Raw genomic sequence first — 22644 nt, 5'->3', positions numbered from 1 at the left:
TGTTGCTCCTTATTGTCTTGCTAGTGCTTAAATAGAACTTAACGTCCTGCCATACTCAGCGCGACTGCTTCGGCGATGCGAATGCCATCAACACCAGCAGAAAGAATGCCACCAGCATAGCCAGCGCCTTCACCAGTAGGGTACAAGCCTTTGGTATTAATGCTTTGCAAGTTGTCATCGTTACGTTTAATGCGAATCGGCGATGAGGTGCGTGTTTCAACGCCTGTGAGTATGGCGTCTGCCATATCGAAGCCTTTAATTTGTTTAGCAAATTGTGGTATCGCTTCGCGAATCGCCGAAATCACGTATTCAGGCAAAACGGTATCCAAGTTAGTAAGATGCACGCCGGGTGTGTATGAAGGTGTGACTTCACCAAATTGAGTTGAAGGTTGATTCGCTAAAAAGTCGCCAACTAATTGTCCGGGTGCTTGGTAAGTACTGCCACCCAATAAGTAAGCTTGGCTTTCCCACTTGCGCTGTAATTCCATACCCGCGAGTGGATGGCCTGGATAATCCTCATCAGGCGTGATACCAACCACGATGCCCGCATTGGCATTGCGTTCGTTACGTGAATATTGGCTCATGCCGTTAGTTACCACACGACCTTCTTCAGATGCCGCAGCTACCACGGTACCACCTGGACACATACAGAAGCTATAAACGCTACGTCCATTGCTTGCATGATGAACTAATTTGTAATCAGCCGCGCCTAAAATAGGGTGTTGAGCGTTCGGACCGTGACGGGCGGCGTCAATAAGTGATTGCGGATGTTCGATACGGAAGCCGATGGAAAATGGCTTGGCTTCAATATAAATACCGCGTTTGTGTATCATCTCAAAAGTGTCACGAGCGCTATGCCCAACAGCCAGAATCAGGTGATTCGTGGCAATGCGTTCACCGCTAGCCAGCACCACCGCTTGGACTTGATTGTCTGAAATCTCAATGTCTTCGACTTTACTTTGAAAGCGTATTTCACCACCGAGCGCAATAATATTGTTACGCATTTCTTCTACCATGCCGACCAACCGGAACGTGCCGATATGCGGATGGCTGACGTATAAAATCTCTTCTGGCGCGCCTGCTTTAACGAACTCATTTAACACTTTGCGGCCATAATGGTTTGGGTCTTTAATCTGGCTATATAACTTGCCGTCAGAGAACGTCCCAGCGCCGCCTTCACCAAATTGCACATTGGATTCTGAGTTAAGCTTAGATTTACGCCATAAATCCCAAGTATCTTTGGTGCGCTCACGCACCGCTTTACCGCGTTCTAGTACGATAGGTTTGAAGCCAGATTGCGCTAAAATAAGCGCAGCAAAAAGACCAGCAGGACCTAAGCCGACAATGACAGGTCTTTCTTTAAGTGTTTTAGGTGCTTGCGCGACAAATTTGTAAGAAGTATCTGGTGCTAGCTTTACGTGTGGGTCTTTACCTAACTTGGCTAACACTTTAGCTTCACCGTTTACCGTGACATCAAGCGAGTAGACTAACAAAATTGCATTGGCTTTACGCGCATCTACACCACGTTTAAAAATGGTATATTCGACTAGATCGGCTTTGTTAATCGCCAGCTTTTTAACAATAGCGGCGTTGATTTCGCTGGGTTGATGGTCAAGCGGTAATTTGATTTCAGTGATTCTAAGCATGTTATGTTTATTTGATTTGGCCTGATTGATGTGTTTAGATAGTGCTATTCACAATAACGATGTGTATAGACTATTTGTCGAATGATAACTGATGTTATAAAAGATTGCTTCCAAACATTAAAATTTTAAAGACTGCCTTTTTAAAGAGTTCCTGATGAATAAAGCTTCAATCACACTATCAAACACCTTCAATCGGTTTTTTGATTCAGAAAAATCCAGTGGTATTTTGCTGATTGTCTTTACGCTCGTTTCGATTTTATTGGCTAATTCAGCCATTGGGCATGAGTATTTAAGTCTTTGGCAAATCCATGTGGCGGGTTTAAGTCTAGAACATTGGATTAACGACGGCTTGATGGCCATATTCTTTCTGCTGATTGGTTTAGAGCTTGAACGCGAGATTTACGTCGGCGAGTTATCCAACTTCAAAAATGCGTTACTGCCAATTTTTGCAGCCATTGGTGGCATGCTAGTTCCAGCCTTGCTTCACTATTCATTTAACCAATCAATGCCTACACAAAACGGTATCGGTATACCTATGGCGACTGATATTGCGTTTGCACTTGGCGTTTTAGCCATACTTGGTAATAGAATTCCAGCCTCGTTGAAAGTCTTTGTCGTGGCTTTTGCTGTCATAGATGATTTAGGCGCAATCGTGCTCATTGCGGTTTTCTATACGGCTAAATTTTCTGTGAGCTATTTGTTGGCAGCTTTATTGGTTTGGGCGGTATTGATTTTACTCAATCGATTATTTCGAGTGATGTCCTTACTGCCTTACATTTTAGGTGGCGTTATCATGTGGTTTTTTATGCTTAAATCAGGCATTCACGCCACGGTGGCCGGCATTATGTTGGCATTCGCCATTCCATTTTCTGTGAAAGACGACGATCAAAAATCGCCTTCACACAAGCTAGAACATTTTTTACATAAACCAGTTGCGTTCATTATTTTGCCGATATTTGCCTTGGCAAACACGGGCATTACCATACAAGCTGGTTGGATGAACGACTTAATGAGTGCTAACAGCCTAGGTATTATGCTTGGCTTGATACTGGGTAAGCCATTGGGCGTAGGTTTGCTTTGTTTCGTTGCCGTTATCACTGGCATCTGCCGCTTGCCAGAAGACTTAAAGTGGTTACATATCGTTGGTGCTGGCATACTCGGTGGGATAGGGTTTACCATGTCCATTTTCATCACCAATCTTGCCTTTCCTGCTAGTGTTGAAACCATTAATGCCGCCAAGATGGCGATTTTATTAGCCTCACTCTCGGCTGGAGTGTTCGGTTTTATTTGGTTTAAGCTATTTACAAAGACAGCAGCTAGCGATTAAGTGTTTTTAGTGCTGCGAAGGTGGTTCACTTACTTGATTTTTTGGGTAAACTCTCACCAGTAAAATGCGCGGTCCTATCATTTTCTTCACTACTACATCAAAAGCCGTGAACTCTACACGCTGACCTTCTTTAGGAATGTCGCCAAGCGCCCACAGTACAAGCCCTGCGATGGTATCGGCGTCCTCTGATTCAATATCAATTCCCAATGTGCGCTCTAAGGTATTCAGTGGTAATGAGCCTTTGCCTAGCAGCGAGCCATCGTCTAATTTAGCCCATTCACTCTGTGATTGCCTGAATTCATCACGAATATCACCAACTAAAGCTGAAAGTAAATTATCTAATGTAATGTAGCCAATCGGTGCTGCATCTTCATAGCCGACGACAGTGAAATGTGGCGCACCTTTTTGTAGCTTTCTGAATAACGTCATAGCATGCGTGGTTGGTGGTACCTGTTCAACTGGCCGTGCGAGGCTTTTAATATCGGTAAAATCGGCGTCTTTGCGTAAAGCGACAAAAATGTCTTTAATGTGAATGATACCAGTCACAATGCCATCAACATTCACAACAGGGTAGCGGCTGTAACGGTGTTGCAAGATGCGATCCATATTTGTATCAAATGAATCTTCTTCGAATAGTGCAACCACTTCACTAAACGGATGCATCAAATCCGAGACTTCTAACTCTCTGAAGTCAATGGCTTGCGCGAGTACTTTCCATTCGTCATCGCTAAATTCATCACTGGCACGTGAACTGCGCAAAATCAACTTTAACTCTTCTGAAGAGTAATGAGAGTCGTGACCCGCTTTAGTTTTAAGTTTCAATGCCCTAATCACAATATTTGAGCTTTGGTTGAGCAGCCAAATGGCAGGAAACATCAGCCAATAAAATGCATATAAAGCGGGTGCAGTCCAAATGCCAACTCTTTCGGACATACGAATGGCCAATGATTTTGGCACCAGCTCGCCAAGCACGATGTGTAAATATGAAATGGTGAAGAAAGCAAAAATGAAGGCGATACTGTGAATGAGTTTTTGACTAGAAACGCCAATATGTGAGAGCAAAGGTTCGATTAGTGCTGCAAAAGCAGGTTCGCCTATCCAGCCAAGTCCGAGTGAAGATAAGGTAATGCCAAGTTGGCAGGCAGATAAATAGGTATCTAAATTGGCATGAACTTTAGCTAACATTCTGCCGCGCCAGCCTAATGTTTTTGCAATCGTGCGCACGCGGGTGCTGCGAAGTTTAACTAAACTAAATTCGGCTGCTACAAAAAAACCATTAAGTAATACTAATAGAAATGCGATAAAAATTAATAAAAAATGAGTGCTCATGTCGCCTTAGGCTTCTAAATTCAGTTGTAGTAATTGTCGCAGCAGTGGCACAGTGACGGGCTTTTTAGTCGTGAGAGACCATTCATCTAGCGCATCTAAAGTAGCCATTAAGGTCGATAAATCACGCCTAAGGTAACGTAAGCAGTAATCCACGACTTCGGTGGGTAAGCGTATACCACGCTCCGCCGCATGATTTTGCAGCGCCAAAGCTTTTTCAGCATCGTTGAGTGGATGTAGCTGATAGACCAAACCCCACGCCAAGCGGGTAGCTAAATCGTCACGCAAGCCCATTTGAGTCGGTGCATGTAATCCAGCGGTAATAAGTGCGCCGCCACTTTCTTTAAGCTGATTGTAAGTGTTGAATAAATCAATTTGTGCATCATTGTTTAGCAAGTGTGCATTGTCTACCACCCTCATGCCTATTGACTCGCAGGCTGATAGCAAATGGCTTTTACCGCTAGCTGTTTCGCCCCATAGGTATATAAATTTTGACTGAGCAGAATTGCTAGCGACTGCGTTTAAACTAGCAAGTGCCTCTTCATTACGCCCAGCGATAAAGTTCAGTAGCGTGGGCGGAGCCGCAGGTTTTATATCTAGTAAGAGTTGTTTCATGTGCAAAATTTAGGCGCGCTGATGAAGTAGGTGGTAATTAATTGAGATAAGTGTCGCTATTGAGGTAATTGTCTTTGGTATGACGCAAACCCACGGCAATCGCCGCGCTCACTGGTAAGGCAAGTAACACGCCGGCAAAGCCAAATAATTGGCCGCCCGCGAGTAAAGCAAAAATCACAACGACAGGGTGTAACCCAATGCGGTCACCGACTAATGTGGGCGTCAGCACCATGCTTTCCACTAGTTGACCTAAGCTAAATACAATCAACACGGGAATCAGTTGGCCGAAACTAGTGAATTGAAGTGCTGCAACAACCAAGGCTAATACAACGCCTAGGGCAAACCCTAAATAAGGCACAAAGCCTAATAGGCCAGCCACTAAGCCAATCGGCAAGGCCATATCTAATCCTGCAAACCATAGACCTATGGCATAAAACGCACTCATGGCGAGCATGACTGAAAGTTGTCCACGTAAGAACTCAGCTAATACTTGGTCAATTTCGCTAGCTACGGTGGCCGTTTTATCATGCCATTCACGTGGAATCAGTTGACCTATGCGCGCTACAAAGACATCCCAATCACGTAGTAAATAAAACAGCACCACAGGTAAAAGTAATATATTTGCAATAATGCCGACTAGCGCCATGCCGTTATTGCCTGCCATAATCAATACATCACCGAGTAGCCCGCCCGCAGTTTTCCAGTTTTTGGTGATGATGTCTTGAATCTGTGCGCCATCAATTGCAAAACTAATACCAAATTTGCTTTGTAACCAGGGTTCAACCGTAGCGCGGATATTGTTGATGGTGCTGGGTAAGCGTTCAGCAATCAATAGAGATTCTTTTTGCAATAGCGGAATGAGAATAAGCAGCAGTAAAGTGATAATGCCGAAAATGCCTGCCATCACCAGCACGGTAGCCAGCGTGCGGCCTATCATAAATTTACCTACACCAACCAAGCAAAGCCTATCAACAAGCGGATCGCACATATAAGCTAGAATCGCTGCGACTAAGAATGGCGTGAGTATTGGAAGCAATAAATAAATAATAAATGCAAAAATCGCAGTAATAATTAACCAGCGATTATCGATAAATAGATTTTTTGCTGCTGTTTTTTTGGGTTCAGTCGTCATATAGGTTAAAATTATACTTAATATATTGAATACTCACTTAAAAGCATTCAAAAACCTTTATTTTTATTAAATATTATTACTAAGCGAGAGCCGTTTTGACCACTAATTCTTCAAATACACCATCAATTAGCTACCGCGATGCGGGCGTGGATATGGAAGCTGGCGACGCGCTAGTTGAGCAGATTAAGCCGTTTGCAAAACGCACTATGCGTCCAGAGGTATTGGCCGGCATCGGCGGTTTTGGGTCATTGTTCGAAATGCCTAAGAAGTTTAAGAATCCTGTGCTGGTTTCAGGTACAGATGGCGTGGGTACAAAACTTAAGCTAGCTTTTGAGTTGAATAAGCACGATACAGTAGGTATCGATTTAGTGGCGATGAGCGTGAACGATATTCTAGTACAAGGTGCTGAACCGCTATTTTTCTTAGACTATTTTGCCTGCGGTAAGCTAGAAGTAGGTACTGCAGCTCAAGTGATTAAAGGCATTGCCGAGGGTTGTGAGCAATCTGGCTGCGCTTTGGTGGGCGGCGAAACGGCTGAAATGCCAGGTATGTATCCAGCAGGCGAGTACGATTTAGCAGGTTTTGCAGTGGGTTGTGTGGATAAAGAAAATATTATCAACGGTACAACTATCGCTGCTGGTGATGTCGTACTAGGTTTGGCTTCAAGTGGCGCACATTCAAATGGCTACTCATTGATTCGTAAGTTGATTGATAAATCAGGCATTGATTTCGAGTCAGATTTTCATGGTAGAAAATTCAAAGATGTTGTGATGGCACCAACACGTATTTATGTGAAACCGTTGTTAGCGTTAATTGCAGCAATGCCAATCAAAGGTATGGCGCATATCACGGGCGGCGGCATCACTGAAAATATTCCACGTGTATTGCCAGCAGGCTTAACGGCCGAAATTAAAAAAGGTAGCTGGACAATGCCTCCTTTATTCACATGGTTGCAAGCGCAAGGCAATGTTGCCGATTTAGAAATGTATAAAACTTTCAATTGCGGCATTGGTATGGCAGTCATTGTGGCTAGAGAGCAGGCTGCGGCTGCGCAAAAGTTATTACAAGACGCAGGTGAAACTGTATTTGAAATTGGTCATATCCGCGCGCAACAAGCGGACGAAGCGCCAACAGTTGTAGTCTAAATATTTTTAGCGGCCTGTATCTAAAAGCTAACTTGATGCGTTAAGTGCTGGTGAGACTTTTTTGCAAAGTCATATTGAGGAGTTTTCGTGCTAAATCAAATTGGAATTTTTAGAACCATTAGAGTGTTAAGCTTAGCGTTTACTTTTACCACTTCATCTGCTTTCGCTGCACAGCAGGTGAGTTTACCTAAACGTATTCAAGCCAATTATGTTGTAACCAAGGATGGCACCCCGTTTGCTAACGTCCGCGAGCAGTATGTGGTGACAGGCAATGCTTACAAAGTGGAAAGCACGACAAAAGGCATAGGTGTTTATGCTTTGCTAGGCGTGCGCAAACTTACTAGTACTGGAAAAGTCACTCGTAAAGGCCTAGTGCCGACTCACTTTGAGTTGCATCAAGGTAGCAATCCAAATAAAGCCTTGTTTTCAGATTTTGATTGGTCGAGTAATACTTTGCACATGTTAGGTAAGGGCGAGCCTCAAGCTGTTCCGCTCACTGCTGGTACGCAAGATTTGGCAAGTTTTGCCTATCAGTTTATGTTTCTACCTAGACCTTTCAAAAATGATATGACGGTTACGCTCACTACGGGTAAGAAACTTAATCAGTATCAATATAAAGTTAAACCAGAACTTGAGCAGCTAAATGTTGCAGGCAGCCAATATAAAACGGTGCATTTAGTGCCAGCCAACTTAGATAAAGGTCAATCAGAAACTAAAGAGCTTTGGTTGGCGACAGAACAAAATTACATATTGGCTCGTTTTTTAATGGTAGATAACGACGGTGCTAAGTTAGAACAAACGCTCACTGAGTTACATGTGGATTAGTAAACCTTGGATTAAATTAAAGTCGTTATGCCAAGATGCTAGCTACAGAAGGTTAGCGCTTGCATTAGGTTTGTCGTTTTTTCTGCATTTATTTCTAATCGGAAAATTCAGCTTTAATCTGCCAAACTTAAATGAACAGCGCGATTTAATAGAAGCTCGATTAGTGTTGCCTAAAGCTTTGCCTAGCCCACTTCAAAATCCACCTGTAGGAAAGAAACCAGTTGCGAAGCACGCTGAGGCTAATAAACCAGCGAAAATAGAAGAAGAAAAGCCAGTTGAACCAGTAGCTCCCGCTAATCCACTACCAACGGAGCTTACGCCAGCTGATACCGCAACGCCAATGGAGCCGCCTGAAGATGTGCAACCCATCGTTGAACATCAAGAAGAGGCTGGTTTAATGACCAAGCCTAAACCCTATCAATATATTGAATCTGAATTTGCCGTCTATACGGATAAAGGCGATGTTGACAATAGAGCCGTAGCAGGAAGTGCTAGAGTGATTTATCAACGGATGCCGAATGGTGAGCAGTACCAGATAAAAAGCTTGATCCAAGCCAAGGGACTGATTTCTTTAGTCATTCCAGACTTGCTACAAACGAGTGATGGATATTTCGATGAGCTTGGTTTGCAACCAGCGCATTATTTATATCAATTCGGTAATAAAAAAGATAAAACCTTTAGTGCTGATTTTAATTGGAGATCTAAAAAACTAACTTTGCATAGCCAAAAAGGCGATCAAACTTTTAATTTGCAAGATGGCACGCAAGATTTATTGAGCTTTATGTATCAGTTTATGTTTGTGCCACCTTTGCAAAATATGCAGTTGAACATTACCAATGGTAAGAAACTGGGTGTTTATGATTACACTTTTGAAGGTGAGGAAACGCTTACTACCAAACTTGGTGATATTAAAACTGTTCATATCTCTAGAATGGCGTCAGAAGGCGAAAAGAAAACAGAATTGTGGTTAGCCTTAGATTATCAGCATGTACCTGTTAAAATACGGGAAACTAGCGGCGATGGTAAAATGTATGAGCTGGTAATTACTAGTTTAGACGCCAGACTAGAGCCTTTGCCGCTACCGTAAGTAAGACTTATGGCTTAATTCACAGCCAGCATATATATTAAAGAGAACCAAATGACGCCCAACCTAATACGGCAAGCCGCTGTAATGTTATCTAACTTGCTTGAATTCAACAGCCCTGCAGATGCCAAGCTAAGCGAATTCTTTCGAAACAACCGTGACCTTGGCACCAAAGAACGTGCTTTTGTGGCAGAAAGTGTTTATGGCGTTTTGCGCCGTTTACGTTTTTTAAGTGCGGTGACCGCTAATGATGATAATGATCCTGATGATGCGCGTAAGTTGGTGTTAGCTTGGATGCTACGCATACAGGGCATGAGCATACAGAAAATCGAATCGATGCTCACTGAGCAGCAAATCGAGTGGGCGCATACCATTAAAGCAAAATCTACAGAAAACTTACCGCTGGCTGTTCAAGCCGATGTGCGCGATTGGTTGTGGGAAAAGCTAGTTGCACAATATGGCGAAAAGGAAGCGCTTACTATCGCACGTAGCATGCATGATGCTGCCACTCTAGATTTACGCGTGAACACCATTAAAGGCACACGCGATGATGTGATGGCTAAATTTATTGCGGAAAATACTTCGGGCGAAAGCAATGTCACTAAAACACCATATTCGCCGATTGGTTTACGCATGCCATTACGCTTGAATATCAGTCGTCATGTCATGTTTACTGAAGGCCAGATTGAAGTACAAGATGAAGGTAGCCAAATTTTAGCGCATTTAGTCGCGCCCAAACGTGGCATGATGGTGGCAGACTTTTGCGCAGGTGCGGGCGGTAAAACTTTAGCCATGGGTGCTTTAATGCGCAATACTGGCCGTTTGTATGCATTTGATGTGTCAGAAAAACGTTTGCACAGCTTAGGCCAACGACTAAAACGCTCTGGTTTAAGCAATCTGAATGCACAAAGCATCAGCAGTGAAACCGACCCTAAACTTAAACGCTTAAATGGTAAATTTGACCGTGTATTGGTGGATGCACCTTGCACAGGCTTAGGCACTTTGCGCCGCAATCCGGATCTTAAATGGCGTCAAACACCACAAGATTTGGCTGAACTGACAGTGAAGCAAGCGAATATTTTAGCGCGTGCTTCTAAACTGACTAAAGCTGGTGGACGTCTAATTTACTCAACGTGCAGCTTGTTGCGTGATGAGAATGAGCAAATAGCAGAAAACTTTTTGGCAGCACATCCAGATTTTAAATTGCTCAACGCAGCTGAAATTTTAAAACAGCAACAAATTAATTTAGATACGGGCGATTATTTAAAATTATTGCCACACTTACATAATACCGATGGCTTTTTTGCGGCCGTATTTGAAAAAACCGATGGCAGCACTGAGTCTGCGAAAGTAGTAGCTCCTGTAGTTGCTGAAGCAGAAGCTGTAGTAGAAACGGTTACGACTGAACCAAAAGCTAAAAAGTCCGCAGCAAAAGCTAAAGTTGCCAAACCTAAAGCCGTGAAAGAAGCTACGGTTGAAGAGACTTTAGTGGGAGGCACTGTCGTGGAAGATGCTATGGAAGAAGAGGCCGAGGTTAAAGAAAAAGTAGCAAAACCTAAAGTAGTTAAGGAAAAAGCGGTTAAAGAAAAAGTAGTGAAAGAAAAAGTAGCCAAGCCTAAAGCCGTTAAAACTAAGGCTGTTAAAGAGTAAGCATCATGAAACTCCCTAGCCTTAACGTCCAGATATTATTAGGTGCAATGTTTGGTGTTGGGCTAGGTTTGTATTTTCATTCCCTAGGGGCTGAAAATCATATAGTGCAGACTGGTCTTTACACGTCAGGGCTAGTCGGCACGCTGTTTATTGATTTGCTCAAAATGATTTTAATCCCACTGGTGTTTTGCTCTATTACCGTTGGCATTGCTAACTTACGGCAACATCAGCAAATACACCATGTATGGGTAACCACCTTACTATTTTTTATCAGTAGTATGGCTATCGCAATGGTATTGGCGCTAGCTGCTAGCAATTACTTTAAGCCAGGCGGTGGCTTACATTTGGCGATGTTTCAAGATGCCATGCAGAATTTTGAAGCTAAGCAACTACCTTTACCAGAATTCTTTGCCCAGTTTCTTCATGGCTTATTTCTAAATCCTTTTACGGCCTTGTCACAAGGCAATGTACTAGCGGTAGTCACATTCGCCCTTGTTTTAGGCATCACGCTGGTCATGGGTGGTGAGCGTTTCAAAAACATACTTGCCCTACTGCAAGAAGGCTTAGAAGTGACCATGCATATCGTGAGCTGGGTGATGCGTTTAGCGCCACTGGGTATCATGGCGCTTTTGATAAAGTTAATTGCCGTGCAAGATGCGGCAATGCTGAGTACTTTAGCAAAGTTTGTAGCAGTCATTGTCGGCTCTCTTTTAGTCCACGGCGTCATCCTTTTACCGTTGATTTTGTACCTATTTACAGGCAGGTCACCACTATGGTTTTGGCGCGGAGCGCGTGAATCTCTAATCACCGCTTTTGCTACCAGTTCAAGTTCAGCCACGCTACCTGTTACTTTGCGCTGTACTACTCAGCACTTGCACGTTAAACCTGAAATTGCAGGGTTTGTAGTTCCGCTTGGCGCAACTATCAACATGGATGGCACCGCATTGTACGAGGCCGCAGCGGCAATATTCATCGCTAATTTGGCTGGTATAGAGCTAAGTATGGCGCAGCAACTTATTGTGTTCTTTACCGCCATGATTGCTGCCATGGGTGCGCCAGGCATTCCAAGTGCTGGCATGGTCACCATGGTGATGGTGTTGCAATCGGTTGGCTTACCTGCAGAAGCCATTGCGATTCTGCTGCCTATTGATAGGCTACTTGATACTTTACGCACCACCGTGAATGTTGAAGGTGATATGGTGGGTAGTCTAGTTGTACAAAAGCTAGTGATGCAAGAATCAACTTAAGACCGTACTTTTAATAAGCGCGTATTAGCCTTTTACGGGGTCTAACTGTGTTTTAAGGTAAGGTTGATGTGGTGATGATGGACTTAGGATAATTTCCTCATAAAATTTAATCATCCGTTGTGCTTGCAGTGTTGCAGTCCATTTATCCAAGGCATAATTTTTTGCCCGATTACCCAGTTCAAATCTATGCTCAGGATTCAGCAGTAATTGATGCACTCTTTCTGCAAATTGAGCTGTGTCGTCAGGCGCAATCAGCGCGCCTTTTCCTTCAATTAAAATAGAGGCTGTACCTAGTTCGGCAATCGCTACTACTGGCGTAGCTTGCGCCATGGCCTCTAACAGAACCAAACCTTGAGTTTCACTTTTAGACGCGAATACAAAAATATCAGCTGATTCATAGCAGGCATTCAGTTCTTTGTTACGGTCTAAGTAGCCGATAAATTGAACATTCTTTTCTATCTCTAAGGTCTTGGCAAGTTTATGTAAACTCGCCTCCGCAGGGCCTTCACCAGTCACTACCAATAAAACATCAGGCCGTTTCTCCGCGAGTATTTTGGTCATCTCTAATAAGAAATCAATATTCTTTTCAAATGCAACACGGCCTACATATAACAACATAGGTCTATCTAGTGGGATGCCATATTTCAATCGAAATGCTTGGCCATCTGCGGCTGCAAAGCTACTATCTTGCAAGCCAGTTGGAATTACCTCAGATAGCACGTTAACGCCGTATCTACGCAATACATCCAGCATGGGGTTTGATGGTGCGACAATCGCATCTACCGCATTGCATTGGCGTTTGGAAATCATTCTTGCGATACCACGTGCAATCGACTTAGGCATCCAAGGCAGGTAATGATGCAAATAATCCTCAAAGAAGGTGTGATAAGTTTCTATACATGGAATATTCAGCTGTGCTGCAAGCTTAAGCCCTAAGTAATGCGCCACAAATGGTGTGTGCACGTGAATGATGTCGTACTTTTCTTGCTCAAGCACTGGTAGTAACTTTACCGCCTCGCCGTATTTCATGAGTTTATCTTCAGGGTCAAAGTAGATGCTACGTGCTGGAATGCGCTTAATCCACGCTTCATCTTCTGTCACCACATCATAATCCGGTGCGATTAAATGTACTTCGTGACCTAAGTTTTGCATTTGCAAAACAAACGTTCTGATAGAAGTTGATACGCCATTAATTCGCGGAAAATAGACATCTGAGATAAATAGTATTTTCATAAGTAGAGTTCGCTTAATTAAATCAAGTAGTTAATTAGTAGATTGTTAAAATGAACGATAGCGACCCAATATGACGGTTTGATGAAAAATGCCTTTAAAATTTTCACTAAATAGTCATATATCTGTAACCAATACTTAATCACAGCATGGCAAATTACACGCTATGCATATACCCAAATTCATTAAACATTATTGTTGGTGGTTGCCATGCTGTCTGTATTCAGTGGACGCGAATGCTTGGGGGTTGGTGACACATCTATATTTCGCACAATCGCTGCTCTGGGCGATGCCCTTGCTGGATCCACGTTTGCAACGTGCAATCAAAAACTTCCCTGAGCTAGTGATGGCAGGTGCTTGCTTGCCTGATTTGGCGATTGTGAGTCCTCACTATCGCCAAACTCACCTGTGGAAGCATGGTCATCAACTGATGCAGTCTGCACGCACAGAAGAGGAAACTGCCATTGCCATCGGCTATATCAGCCACTTATATATTGATGTGATTGCACATAATCATTTTGTACCTGCACACGAGGCGATGTGGCATAAAAATGAGGTGTTCACGCATATTGCCTCGGAATGGGCGATGGATGGACATTTGGCTCCACTGATGGATATCTCAGCAAGACAGCTATTGAATAAACATCAAACCGTGATTGCTGCGTTTATTTCTATTCAATTTGAATGTCCAATGCATGTCACAACGAAGGCTTTAAAACGCTTAGCATTCTGGGATGGTGTATTACGTGCCGTTAAGTTGCCAACGCTGATTTATAAAGCCGTACAAGTGATTGATAAGCGTGTGTTTAAACACTTTGTCTACTATGTGGCTAAAACACAAGTAGCAGTGGCGGATATTGGTGAGGTGCTCAATGGCAAAAATCCACTTTTAGAGCCGGAACTGAAAAATCTTAGTGTGGATCAGTTAGATGTATGGCGTGAGCAATGTTTAAAGCACTTGTATATTGTGCACTCAACGCCGATTCAATATTATCAAAAGACTTTAGTTGAGGATGCTTTTCATTAGAAGGTTAGGTCATTAGACTATTAGGTTACTAGGCTAGCAAGAATGACAATCTAGCAATCGTGGCGCCAATAAGAGCACCAGCAATCACGTCGCTAGGGTAATGCAAACCTAATACCACACGAGATAAGCCCACCATCACTGCAAACGGCACAACAATGATGGCGAGTTGCGGGTAGTAGCCAATGGCCACTAAGCTAAAAACAACCGCATGCAAAGTATGACCAGAAGGAAAGCTGAATTTATCAAGCGGCGTGCCCGTTAACCAAATATCTTGATGCACTTCGTATGGGCGTGGTCTTAAAGTTTTGCCTTTTAACCATTTGTATAGCAAGGTCCCGCTTAAGCCTGCTAGTGCCATGTGTATCACTGGTGTTAAACCTTCAGCGCCATGCAGTATCAAAATGCCAGCCATTAGGCCATACCAGAATATGCCATCACCAAGTCTGCTGGCTGCTCTAAAGAAATTACGTATCAATCTGTATTGGCTAGTGTGGTTTACCGCAATACATAAAAAACTATCTAGTTGATGCATACGGCTAATATAAAAACTCATCTTGAATGACATCATAACCCCCTGTTTATATTATTCTTTCCTTTTAGTATCAAGGCTAGAATGTCATTGAAATGTGAAGGATTGATGAATGGCGTGTGAAGGTTTGTTGAATATCGATGAGCCTTAATCGATAATTTGTAGGTCGGGTTTTAACCCGACATCTCGGACTAAAGTCCGACCTACAATAATTTGATTAAATAGATTCTAAATTATGAATCATAGCTGACATGGCTTAGCTACAATGACTATGCTCTTTTAAGAATGGCACAATACGCGCTTTGGTATCAGGGTGCGATGAAATCATTTCCGGCATTGAACCGCCGCCGCCATGGCTTTTTTCTAATCTTAATAACAATGTAGCAAATGATTTGGTTGGAATACACGCAGTTTTTAGCGATTGCAGTGAGTAATTGTCTGCTTCAGTTTCTAGCTCTCGAGAGTAACTCATATTCATCATTAACGCTGGTAAGCCAGAAGCTATGCTACTTACGTCGCCTGTGATGGCGATGATAATCAGTCCTGAAATGGTCCCCTGTAAAGTTTGGCGCAAGGCATGTCGGCCTTTTACATGACCTAACTCATGCGCTAACACAGCGATGATCTCATCGTTATTTTTAGCTAAATCAATCAGTTCATCAGTAATGACCATATAGCCGCCAGGCAGAGCGAATGCGTTAGCGCCAATGATAGGGCTTTTTCTAAAATTTAATTGGTAGGCAGGGCAATTGTTGGTTTTAGTGCACATGGCGGCGAGTGCCGTCGTGATGTCTTTTTGTTTAGCCACTGGTATTTTTGAGGCTTCAAAATAGCCAAGTCTTTTACTGTCTAGTGAGTTTAAGGTTTGTTTACCTAAGTCTTTTTCCATGCTGACAGGAGTGGCTAGTGCTGCATATTTAGCAACGACAGGCACGCCATATTTAAGTAATGCCGCACTTGCCAGCGCAATACCAACAAAGGCGATAAGAATTACAAATTTATGAGTTTCGGCGTAATGCACACCTTGCCAAAATCTATTCGCTGGTTTTGCAGGTAAGCAACGTTCTAAGTCTTTAAAATCTGTTTCTAAGCGACTATCGTCAGGTAAGTCGATGAGTCGTTTGCCACCTCCAAGTCGAGCTTGTACGTGACAATCGTCGATTAATACTTTGATTGGCTGATGACTGATAGTTTCATCAGCATTGGTGACCGATACTGTGAAAGTAAAGTGACTGTCTACAATGTCAACCAGCACCCGCTTGGCGCGGGCGCTGATGCCATCGTAATATTCTGCTTCAAATTGCACGTGATTGATTAACCGAATGAAATATCAACATCAAACATATCGGCAATTTCTTCACCTAATGCGCGGGATGCGTCTTTTTTCTCACCTACAAATTTATCCCAATCTGTTTCACCTGTGAGTGCTAAATGATTCGCCGTATATTTTGCCATACGAATATGTACCCAAGGCGTCGCAAGTCCTAATGTGCAGATCAAAACAATAGTATTGGTGATGTATAGTAAGAGTAAATCGCGCATACGTTGGTTACTAAAAAATCCAATATGCTCAAGTGTAGTGTTGTTAAAAACGAGATTATGAATACGTGATTTCATATAAGCTGCGAATGAAAAAATAACAGCAAGATACAGCAATATGCCAATTAAACCAGCCAATATTGCTGCAGCCACACCCCATTTACCAATCAGGCCAGCAAATGCACCTGCTAGTGGATCTTTTTTAGGTGTTGTAATGCCTGCATCAGGGTTATTAGTTTCAGCGGCCTTAATCAACTTGTTATATTCAGCAAGCTCTTCAGGTGTTAAGTTTTTGAGGTATTCTGCTTCAGAAATGTTTGCATCAGCTGTTGCAGCTTCTTCAGTAGCGTAATTTTCAGTTGTAACAGGTTCAGTAGTGGTCACGTCGGCTACTTTAATAAAACCACCCGTGTCCATATCAGCCTTTACACTAGTTGAGGCTTGAGAGAAGTGTTGCGTTTGATATGAGCTGACGTGACTAGCCGCTTTAACTTTATAGTGTTGATAAGCAGGAATCGCAATCGCAGCGACAATACCTAGTAATGGAATGATAAAAATAACGAGATAGATTTTGTAGAAGTCTTTTACTAAAGCTTCCATTTTGAAATTGCTCACACCAAATTTATGACCAGAGATCACAAATTTTTGGGTGCGTTGTGCTACAAATGGAATAGCCAAACCTAATGTGACGATGATTAACAATGTGTAGCCAATAAAAACTTTTATAGCCTCGCCGTATTTGCCATTAAAATCAAAGCGTAAACCACGGTAGCTAGAGTTGCGTGCGTTAAACATCATGCCACGAACAATAATCCAAGGCAGCGCAAGAAATAATATAAACGCCATCAAAAGGCCGAATGCTGGGTTAATACCAGAAAGCGCACTGTAAATCACAAACAAAACAAAGGCGATGATACGGCCTTTTAGAATATTGATTGGGTTTGCGTGGTAATCAAAACCAACGCCATCGAGCAGCGTATTATTATAAAAATATTTTTTACGACGCACTTTTGCCCAAGCTGAATAAATACCTAATGTGACAATGGATAGCAGTAAATTTACAATCCAAATACCAAAATACTCCCCCGCTTTTCCCGTAAAGATGACGGGTGTTTGATTTTCTGACATATTTTTCCCTTAATATTGTTTGTTTTTATTCAAGTAAGGCATATCTAGAGCATACCTGCAATTAAGCAGATGTGAGATATTAGCACCAGTATGTGCTTTGTCCAATACAAGCCAAAACAGTACCAATCGGTTAGTTTTTGATAAGATAGATTGAATATAATTGAAGATAAACGAGATATGCAACGCTTTAGAAAAGCGTTATTTGTCCTTAGCCTTCTAACCTTGCTAGACCACGCTTATTCGTCTGTAAGCAGTGCTATCGGTTCAATCTTTTAAGCCCACCCATCACTAACGAATAAGCTGCTGGCACGACAACTAAGGTTAACAAAGTTGACGAAATCATCCCACCAATAATCGCGACTGATAGTGGCTTGTTGGTTTCAGAGCCTGCGCCTAAGCCTAGCGCTGCTGGTAACAGCGCTAGAATAATGGTGAGCGAGGTCATTACTACTGGGCGCAGGCGAATAGGGCAGGCCTCTTTAAGAGCATCGTTAATGCTAGCGCCTTTTTCTACTAATTGATTGGTGAGGTCTACCAGCAAAATAGAGTTTTTGGCGACCAAACCTATCAGCAATACCAAGCCTATCATTGAGTAGATGTTTAAGGTATTGCCTGTCATGAGTAGCGCAATCAAGCCGCCAATGATGGCGAGTGGCTGCGCAAGCATAATGAATAGTGGCTGTATAAATGAGTTGAACTGGCTGGCGAGTACCATATAGAGCAAAAGGAAACCGAGAGCGAATACAAACTTGATGTTTTTCATGGTTTTGCCAAACTCTTCTGCTTGGCCTGTAAGTTTGAGCGTGTAATCAGGCGGCACAATTTTGGCCGCGGTGGCTTTAACTATGTCCACAGCTTCGCCAAGAGGAACCGCGGGATTTGCATAAAAATTGACTGCATATTGCAAGTCATAGCGACCAATCACAGCGGCGCCTAACTCTTTACTAAAGCTTGCAACTGCGTCGATTCTGACTAATTCACCGGTGCTGCTGCGTAGGTAGATTTTGTTTAAATCAGCGATGCTTTCAAGTTCGGAGTCATTGGCTTTTATGCGGATGTCGTAACGCTGGCCGTCGCCATTCAACTCATTGTATTTGGCTATATTGATGCCGCCTGCATAGAGTGAAACCGCTGTAGCGATATCATTAGCGCTAATGCCAAGAGCGGATGCTCTGGTGCGGTCAATCTGCATATTGAGCTGCGGTAAATCTAGCTGCACATCGACATCAACCTTGCCAATGTCGCTATTGGCACCTAACTCTCGCTGTAATAATTGCGAAATGCGGCCGATTTCTTGCAAATTTACCCCAGTGAGATTGAATTGCAGTTTTTCAGAGCGTTGACCGCGCGTAATCGAGCTAGGGGAGGGAATGGCGCGTACACCAGGAATTTGATCTAATTCCTTTTTCAATTCCTTAATCAGGGATTGTTGGCTTTTAGCGCGCTCTTCTTTGGGCTTTAAACGTACATTGACGTTGCCTTGGTTAACTTGTCCACGTGAGCCCGCGCCTATCGTGGCAAAGTAACTATCTATCTCACTTTTATGCGTAGCAAGGGTTGCTTCTACTAATTTTAAGCGTGAATTGGTGTAGTCCAGACTTGAGCCAAGCGGTGTTTTAATATTGATGGTAAAGCTGCCTTCGTCGGTCTCTGGTACAAAATCTTTCTCTACATATTTAAGTGAGTAAAATCCGCTCACAGCAACAAAAATCAACGTGATTAATAACACTAATCCACGATGGTTGAGTGATGAGTAAAGAAGCTTTTTGTATACTTCATCCATACGGCCTAATATGCGACCAACCGCTTTATAAAGCGCATTTTCATTATGGGTGACGCTTAAGTAGCGCGAACACAGCATAGGTGTGAGCGTGAGAGAAACCAGCAGCGATACCAGTACGCCGAATGTCACAACCACAGCAAACGATTTAAAAAACATGCCGATAATGCCGTCCATAAAAATCACGGGTGCAAAGATACAAACGAGCGAGGCAGAAGAGGCAAGTACGGCAAATACCACTTCATTACTGCCTAGAATAGTGGTTTTGGTTCGGAATGCGGCTACGGCTAGCGGATTTTTTAAATCTGCCGCACTAATACCTTCACCAACTTCGCCTTCCATGTGGCGCAATATGCTTTCGCGCACCACGATGGCATCGTCGACCACCACGCCGATTAATAAGAGCAATGCGAGCAAGGTCATACTATTAAAAGTGTAGCCGGCAAAGTACATCACCGCAATTGCACCTAAAAGCGATACTGGAATTTCCAAGCAGATCATTACAGTAGAACTAAAAGATCGCATAAAAATTAATACAATCAGTGCAGCAAACAAAGTGCCTTCAACCAAATGTTCTTTGAGCGATGCAACTAGTTGGTTGATGAAAATACCATCGTTAGTAGAAATCTCCAGCACCATGCCTGCTGGTAAATTAGGACGAACATCTGTCTCTAATCTACGTTCAACTTCTTTAATAATGTCGACAGTGTTGGCGTTGGCGATTTTTACCATACCGATACCGACTGTTGGCTTGCCGTTATAGCGAGCTATTTGGCGGTTATCCGAAATGCCATCTTCCAGCGTTGCAACATCTTTTAGGCGTATAGGTGCGCCAGCTTTATCGACAATGACCATATTCGCTAGATCTGTAATTTTATGAAATTCAAGATCAAGTTTTAGCAGTTGTTCAGCTTGAGAACTGACTAAAAACCCGCCGGGAAGCTGCACGTGCTCACGATTAAATGCTTCGATTAGATCATTGGCGGTGAGTTTGTAAGCAGCCATGCGCTCAGGTTGAATATAAACGCGAATAACGCGATCTCTACGTCCACCTAACGTAACTTCTCCCACGCCATTGATGGTTTCAAATTTCTTTTTCAGCACATTGCTGGCGTATAGATTGAGCTGTTGTATGGTGCGATCACCACTTAATGCCAGCCAAATGACTGGTGAAGCATTAGAATCAACTTTTTGTACTACAGGTGGGTCAGTGTCCGTTGGTAAACGACGCACTACTTGATTTACTTTGGATTGCACCTCGTTGTAAGCCACATCAATGTTTTTACTTAGTGCAAAGGTAATGCTGATGCTGGACACCCCTGGTGATGAGGCCGACTGAATATGCTCAATACCTGGCGTAGTGTTAATGGCAGATTCAATGACGCTGGTAATGCTAGTATCAACCACGTCAGGATTAGCGCCACGTAAAGTGGTATTGACCGTGATGACAGGAAAATCAATCGATGGTACGCGGTCTACACCAATGCGCTGATAGGCGATGATGCCGAACAGAATAATCACGCCAGAGACCATCCAAGCGAGAACGTGGCGTTTAATGGATAGTTCAGGCAATGTCATGTGCTGTTTACTTTGGCGTTAAGAATTACGGTGCGGATTTTTTGTTATGTTGATTGCCTGCTTTATCGATATTTGCGCCTGCTGAGGCATCAGCAATTTTAATAGCAGTATCGTCAGTTAAAAACCCAGCGCCATCAACAACAATAGTGTCATTTTCATTCACACCACTAACCAGCTCAACTAAACCGTTTTGATGTGAGCCTGTTTTCACAACAGCTTGATAGGCCTTGTTATTACGCACTACATAAACAACTTCTCCAGCAGGGCGTAACACTACGCTTTGCTCTGGCACCATCATTGCGGCAGCCTGTTCACCAAGAACAACGGTGCCCGTCACACTGGCGCCAGGTTGCCAATCTGGCGAGCCTAGTATGTCAGCAATCACATCAACGGTACGGCTGCCTTCAACTATCATTGGTTTTAAGTCGTGAATTGTACTTTTAACGATAGTTTCACTAGTTGGTGAGGTGAGGCGTACTTCTAAACCGGGTTTGAGTTTTGCTGCGATGTACTCAGGAAAAGGCAGGTGTGCACGTAGATGTTGCTTAGACACAATCATAATAATGGGGTCACCCACTTTTACAAACTCACCGTCATCAACCAATTTTTTTTCAACATTACCGCTGGCTGGCGCATATATTTTGGTTTTGCTACTGCTGTGGTTAATGCTGCCAACACGGGCTTTAGCACCAACTAATTGCTCTTTTAATACACTCTGTTGCGCCACTTCATTATCAACTGCATTTTGTGAGATAAATTTCTTATTCACCAATGCTTGGTTACGCTCAACGGTTTTGACTTGGTTCGATAATAACGCTTCAATACGCGCTACTTCAGCTTGCGCTTCGTTACGTTGCATACCGAAGTCAGATGCATCTAACGTAGCAATAAGCTGCCCTTGTTTGACTGCTTCGCCAGTATTCACATGAATTTTAACGACGCGGGCAGCGACTTCAGCAGAAAGTGTCGGATTCGTTAATCCTTCAAGCGTACCAATAGTTTCTTCACTAGTTTCAACGGCTTGATTTTTCACTTGAGTGACCGTTACGAGCGTTGGTTTTGCGTTTTTTTTATCGGCTTCAGATTTGTCTGAAGCGGCGTCTTTAGCACCACAAGCAATTATTAAGGTAGAAAGTAATACGATAAAGAAAAATCGGATATTTTTTTGCATATTTTTAGGATTTAATAGTTTCTTAATTTTAGATTTTAATTTTTATGTATTCTATCTACTTGAGACCAATCAAAATAGGGTCCAGGATCTGTTTTGCGTATGGGTGCAATATCAGAATGTCCCACTATAGCCTGAATCGGGTAAGCGCTAATCAGGCTTGCTATCAATTTTTTGAGTGTAAGGTACTGCGCTGGCTCAAATGCTTCAAAGTCCGAACCCTCAAGCTCTATTCCGACCGAGAAATCGTTGCAACGTTCCCGACCATTCCAATTTGACACCCCCGCATGCCAAGCACGGTCTAGGCAAGACACAAACTGTATCAGTTCGCCATCACGCCGAATGAGAAAGTGCGATGATACTTTGCGTGTATAAATTTCAGCATAATAAGGATGTTCATCAGGGTTAAGGCAATTAGTAAATAGCTCAATAATGCCGTTACCACCATACTGGCTGGGCGGCAGGCTAATGTTGTGGATGACAATTAAACTGATTTCAGTTTCAGGTCTAATGTCAAAGTTAGGCGATGCGATATATTGCGCATTAGTCGCCATGCCAGCTTCATTGAGAGCGTAAGATTTCATAATGGTTAATTTTATGCGAAATTTAGATGTAAATTGCAGTATTCCGATAAAATGACGGCGTAAACAAATATTTACTCCAAATTT

Annotated in this window: 18 protein-coding genes; 7 read left to right on the top strand and 11 right to left on the bottom strand. The window is 42.9% G+C overall.

The window, feature by feature from the left end:
* Positions 1-38: 38 nt before the first annotated feature.
* Entirely contained in the window at positions 39-1646 is a 1608-nt protein-coding gene (locus PSU72_RS13460) for an NAD(P)/FAD-dependent oxidoreductase (protein ID WP_300433143.1), read from the bottom strand.
* 154 nt (positions 1647-1800) lie between these two features.
* On the opposite strand from PSU72_RS13460, the gene nhaA reads away from it, so the two are divergent.
* Complete coding sequence (nhaA, locus tag PSU72_RS13455; protein ID WP_300433142.1) at positions 1801-2973, top strand: Na+/H+ antiporter NhaA; 1173 nt, start codon at positions 1801-1803, stop codon at positions 2971-2973.
* Between the two features lie 6 nt (positions 2974-2979).
* Here the strand turns inward: nhaA and PSU72_RS13450 are convergent, their stop codons facing one another.
* Genes PSU72_RS13450 through PSU72_RS13440 form a run of 3 tightly spaced genes read right to left on the bottom strand, consistent with a single transcriptional unit; the run spans position 2980 to position 6046 of the window.
* On the bottom strand, positions 2980-4302 hold the full coding sequence (locus PSU72_RS13450) for a hemolysin family protein (RefSeq protein ID WP_300433141.1): 1323 nt from the start codon (positions 4300-4302) through the stop codon (positions 2980-2982).
* Positions 4303-4308: 6 nt separating this feature from the next.
* On the bottom strand, positions 4309-4914 hold the full coding sequence (locus PSU72_RS13445) for a DnaA/Hda family protein (RefSeq protein WP_300433140.1): 606 nt from the start codon (positions 4912-4914) through the stop codon (positions 4309-4311).
* 37 nt (positions 4915-4951) lie between these two features.
* Positions 4952-6046 (bottom strand): AI-2E family transporter, encoded by a 1095-nt coding sequence (locus PSU72_RS13440; protein ID WP_300433139.1) that lies wholly within the window; start codon positions 6044-6046, stop codon positions 4952-4954.
* A gap of 95 nt (positions 6047-6141) precedes the next feature.
* On the opposite strand from PSU72_RS13440, the gene purM reads away from it, so the two are divergent.
* The 5 genes from purM to PSU72_RS13415 all read left to right on the top strand — a co-directional run bounded on the left by purM (position 6142) and on the right by PSU72_RS13415 (position 11997).
* Complete coding sequence (purM, locus tag PSU72_RS13435) at positions 6142-7191, top strand: phosphoribosylformylglycinamidine cyclo-ligase (protein WP_300433137.1); 1050 nt, start codon at positions 6142-6144, stop codon at positions 7189-7191.
* A gap of 87 nt (positions 7192-7278) precedes the next feature.
* A complete protein-coding gene (locus tag PSU72_RS13430) occupies positions 7279-8016 on the top strand; it encodes a DUF3108 domain-containing protein (protein ID WP_300433135.1) in 738 nt (245 codons plus the stop codon).
* Positions 8006-9103, top strand: a complete 1098-nt coding sequence (locus tag PSU72_RS13425) for a DUF3108 domain-containing protein (RefSeq protein WP_300433133.1) — start codon at positions 8006-8008, stop codon at positions 9101-9103. The genes PSU72_RS13430 and PSU72_RS13425 overlap by 11 nt, the downstream gene beginning before the upstream one ends.
* 51 nt (positions 9104-9154) lie before the next feature.
* Positions 9155-10750, top strand: coding sequence for an RsmB/NOP family class I SAM-dependent RNA methyltransferase (locus PSU72_RS13420; protein WP_300433131.1), 1596 nt, complete (start codon positions 9155-9157; stop codon positions 10748-10750).
* A gap of 5 nt (positions 10751-10755) precedes the next feature.
* A complete protein-coding gene (locus PSU72_RS13415) occupies positions 10756-11997 on the top strand; it encodes a dicarboxylate/amino acid:cation symporter (protein WP_300433129.1) in 1242 nt (413 codons plus the stop codon).
* A gap of 24 nt (positions 11998-12021) precedes the next feature.
* On the opposite strand, the gene PSU72_RS13410 is transcribed toward PSU72_RS13415, so the two are convergent.
* Positions 12022-13230: a glycosyltransferase gene (locus PSU72_RS13410; protein ID WP_300433127.1), complete on the bottom strand. Its 1209-nt coding sequence runs from the start codon at positions 13228-13230 to the stop codon at positions 12022-12024.
* 163 nt (positions 13231-13393) lie between these two features.
* On the opposite strand from PSU72_RS13410, the gene PSU72_RS13405 reads away from it, so the two are divergent.
* Positions 13394-14254 (top strand): zinc dependent phospholipase C family protein, encoded by an 861-nt coding sequence (locus PSU72_RS13405; protein ID WP_300433125.1) that lies wholly within the window; start codon positions 13394-13396, stop codon positions 14252-14254.
* Positions 14255-14282: 28 nt separating this feature from the next.
* Here the strand turns inward: PSU72_RS13405 and PSU72_RS13400 are convergent, their stop codons facing one another.
* The 6 genes from PSU72_RS13400 to ampD all read right to left on the bottom strand — a co-directional run bounded on the left by PSU72_RS13400 (position 14283) and on the right by ampD (position 22560).
* Positions 14283-14819, bottom strand: a complete 537-nt coding sequence (locus PSU72_RS13400; RefSeq protein WP_300433308.1) for a phosphatase PAP2 family protein — start codon at positions 14817-14819, stop codon at positions 14283-14285.
* Positions 14820-15039: 220 nt separating this feature from the next.
* The gene (locus tag PSU72_RS13395) at positions 15040-16089 is read right to left on the bottom strand and encodes a M48 family metallopeptidase (RefSeq protein ID WP_300433123.1); all 1050 of its coding nucleotides are present in this window, start codon (positions 16087-16089) and stop codon (positions 15040-15042) included.
* 8 nt (positions 16090-16097) lie between these two features.
* Positions 16098-17450, bottom strand: coding sequence for a DUF898 family protein (locus PSU72_RS13390; RefSeq protein ID WP_300433121.1), 1353 nt, complete (start codon positions 17448-17450; stop codon positions 16098-16100).
* Positions 17451-17706: 256 nt separating this feature from the next.
* A complete protein-coding gene (locus tag PSU72_RS13385) occupies positions 17707-20808 on the bottom strand; it encodes an efflux RND transporter permease subunit (RefSeq protein ID WP_300433119.1) in 3102 nt (1033 codons plus the stop codon).
* A gap of 25 nt (positions 20809-20833) precedes the next feature.
* Positions 20834-21979, bottom strand: coding sequence for an efflux RND transporter periplasmic adaptor subunit (locus PSU72_RS13380; protein ID WP_300433117.1), 1146 nt, complete (start codon positions 21977-21979; stop codon positions 20834-20836).
* A 35-nt stretch (positions 21980-22014) separates the two neighbouring features.
* Positions 22015-22560: a 1,6-anhydro-N-acetylmuramyl-L-alanine amidase AmpD gene (gene ampD, locus PSU72_RS13375; protein ID WP_300433116.1), complete on the bottom strand. Its 546-nt coding sequence runs from the start codon at positions 22558-22560 to the stop codon at positions 22015-22017.
* Positions 22561-22644: the final 84 nt, after the last annotated feature.

The sequence above is a fragment of the Methylotenera sp. genome, assembly GCF_029945535.1.
GTDB lineage: Bacteria > Pseudomonadota > Gammaproteobacteria > Burkholderiales > Methylophilaceae > Methylotenera.
Note: the sequence above shows the minus strand (reverse complement) of the source record. Positions and strands in the feature narration are given on the sequence as shown.

What these genes read in the sequence shown, in the direction of transcription:
- PSU72_RS13460 (WP_300433143.1), bottom strand. Translation starts at nt 1,646, where the DNA reads ATGCTTAGAATCACTGAAATCAAATTACCGCTTGACCATCAACCCAGC.
- nhaA (WP_300433142.1), top strand. Translation starts at nt 1,801, where the DNA reads ATGAATAAAGCTTCAATCACACTATCAAACACCTTCAATCGGTTTTTT.
- PSU72_RS13450 (WP_300433141.1), bottom strand. Translation starts at nt 4,302, where the DNA reads ATGAGCACTCATTTTTTATTAATTTTTATCGCATTTCTATTAGTATTA.
- PSU72_RS13445 (WP_300433140.1), bottom strand. Translation starts at nt 4,914, where the DNA reads ATGAAACAACTCTTACTAGATATAAAACCTGCGGCTCCGCCCACGCTA.
- PSU72_RS13440 (WP_300433139.1), bottom strand. Translation starts at nt 6,046, where the DNA reads ATGACGACTGAACCCAAAAAAACAGCAGCAAAAAATCTATTTATCGAT.
- PSU72_RS13425 (WP_300433133.1), top strand. Translation starts at nt 8,006, where the DNA reads ATGTGGATTAGTAAACCTTGGATTAAATTAAAGTCGTTATGCCAAGAT.
- PSU72_RS13420 (WP_300433131.1), top strand. Translation starts at nt 9,155, where the DNA reads ATGACGCCCAACCTAATACGGCAAGCCGCTGTAATGTTATCTAACTTG.
- PSU72_RS13415 (WP_300433129.1), top strand. Translation starts at nt 10,756, where the DNA reads ATGAAACTCCCTAGCCTTAACGTCCAGATATTATTAGGTGCAATGTTT.
- PSU72_RS13410 (WP_300433127.1), bottom strand. Translation starts at nt 13,230, where the DNA reads ATGAAAATACTATTTATCTCAGATGTCTATTTTCCGCGAATTAATGGC.
- PSU72_RS13405 (WP_300433125.1), top strand. Translation starts at nt 13,394, where the DNA reads ATGCATATACCCAAATTCATTAAACATTATTGTTGGTGGTTGCCATGC.
- PSU72_RS13400 (WP_300433308.1), bottom strand. Translation starts at nt 14,819, where the DNA reads ATGTCATTCAAGATGAGTTTTTATATTAGCCGTATGCATCAACTAGAT.
- PSU72_RS13390 (WP_300433121.1), bottom strand. Translation starts at nt 17,450, where the DNA reads ATGTCAGAAAATCAAACACCCGTCATCTTTACGGGAAAAGCGGGGGAG.
- PSU72_RS13385 (WP_300433119.1), bottom strand. Translation starts at nt 20,808, where the DNA reads ATGACATTGCCTGAACTATCCATTAAACGCCACGTTCTCGCTTGGATG.
- PSU72_RS13380 (WP_300433117.1), bottom strand. Translation starts at nt 21,979, where the DNA reads ATGCAAAAAAATATCCGATTTTTCTTTATCGTATTACTTTCTACCTTA.
- ampD (WP_300433116.1), bottom strand. Translation starts at nt 22,560, where the DNA reads ATGAAATCTTACGCTCTCAATGAAGCTGGCATGGCGACTAATGCGCAA.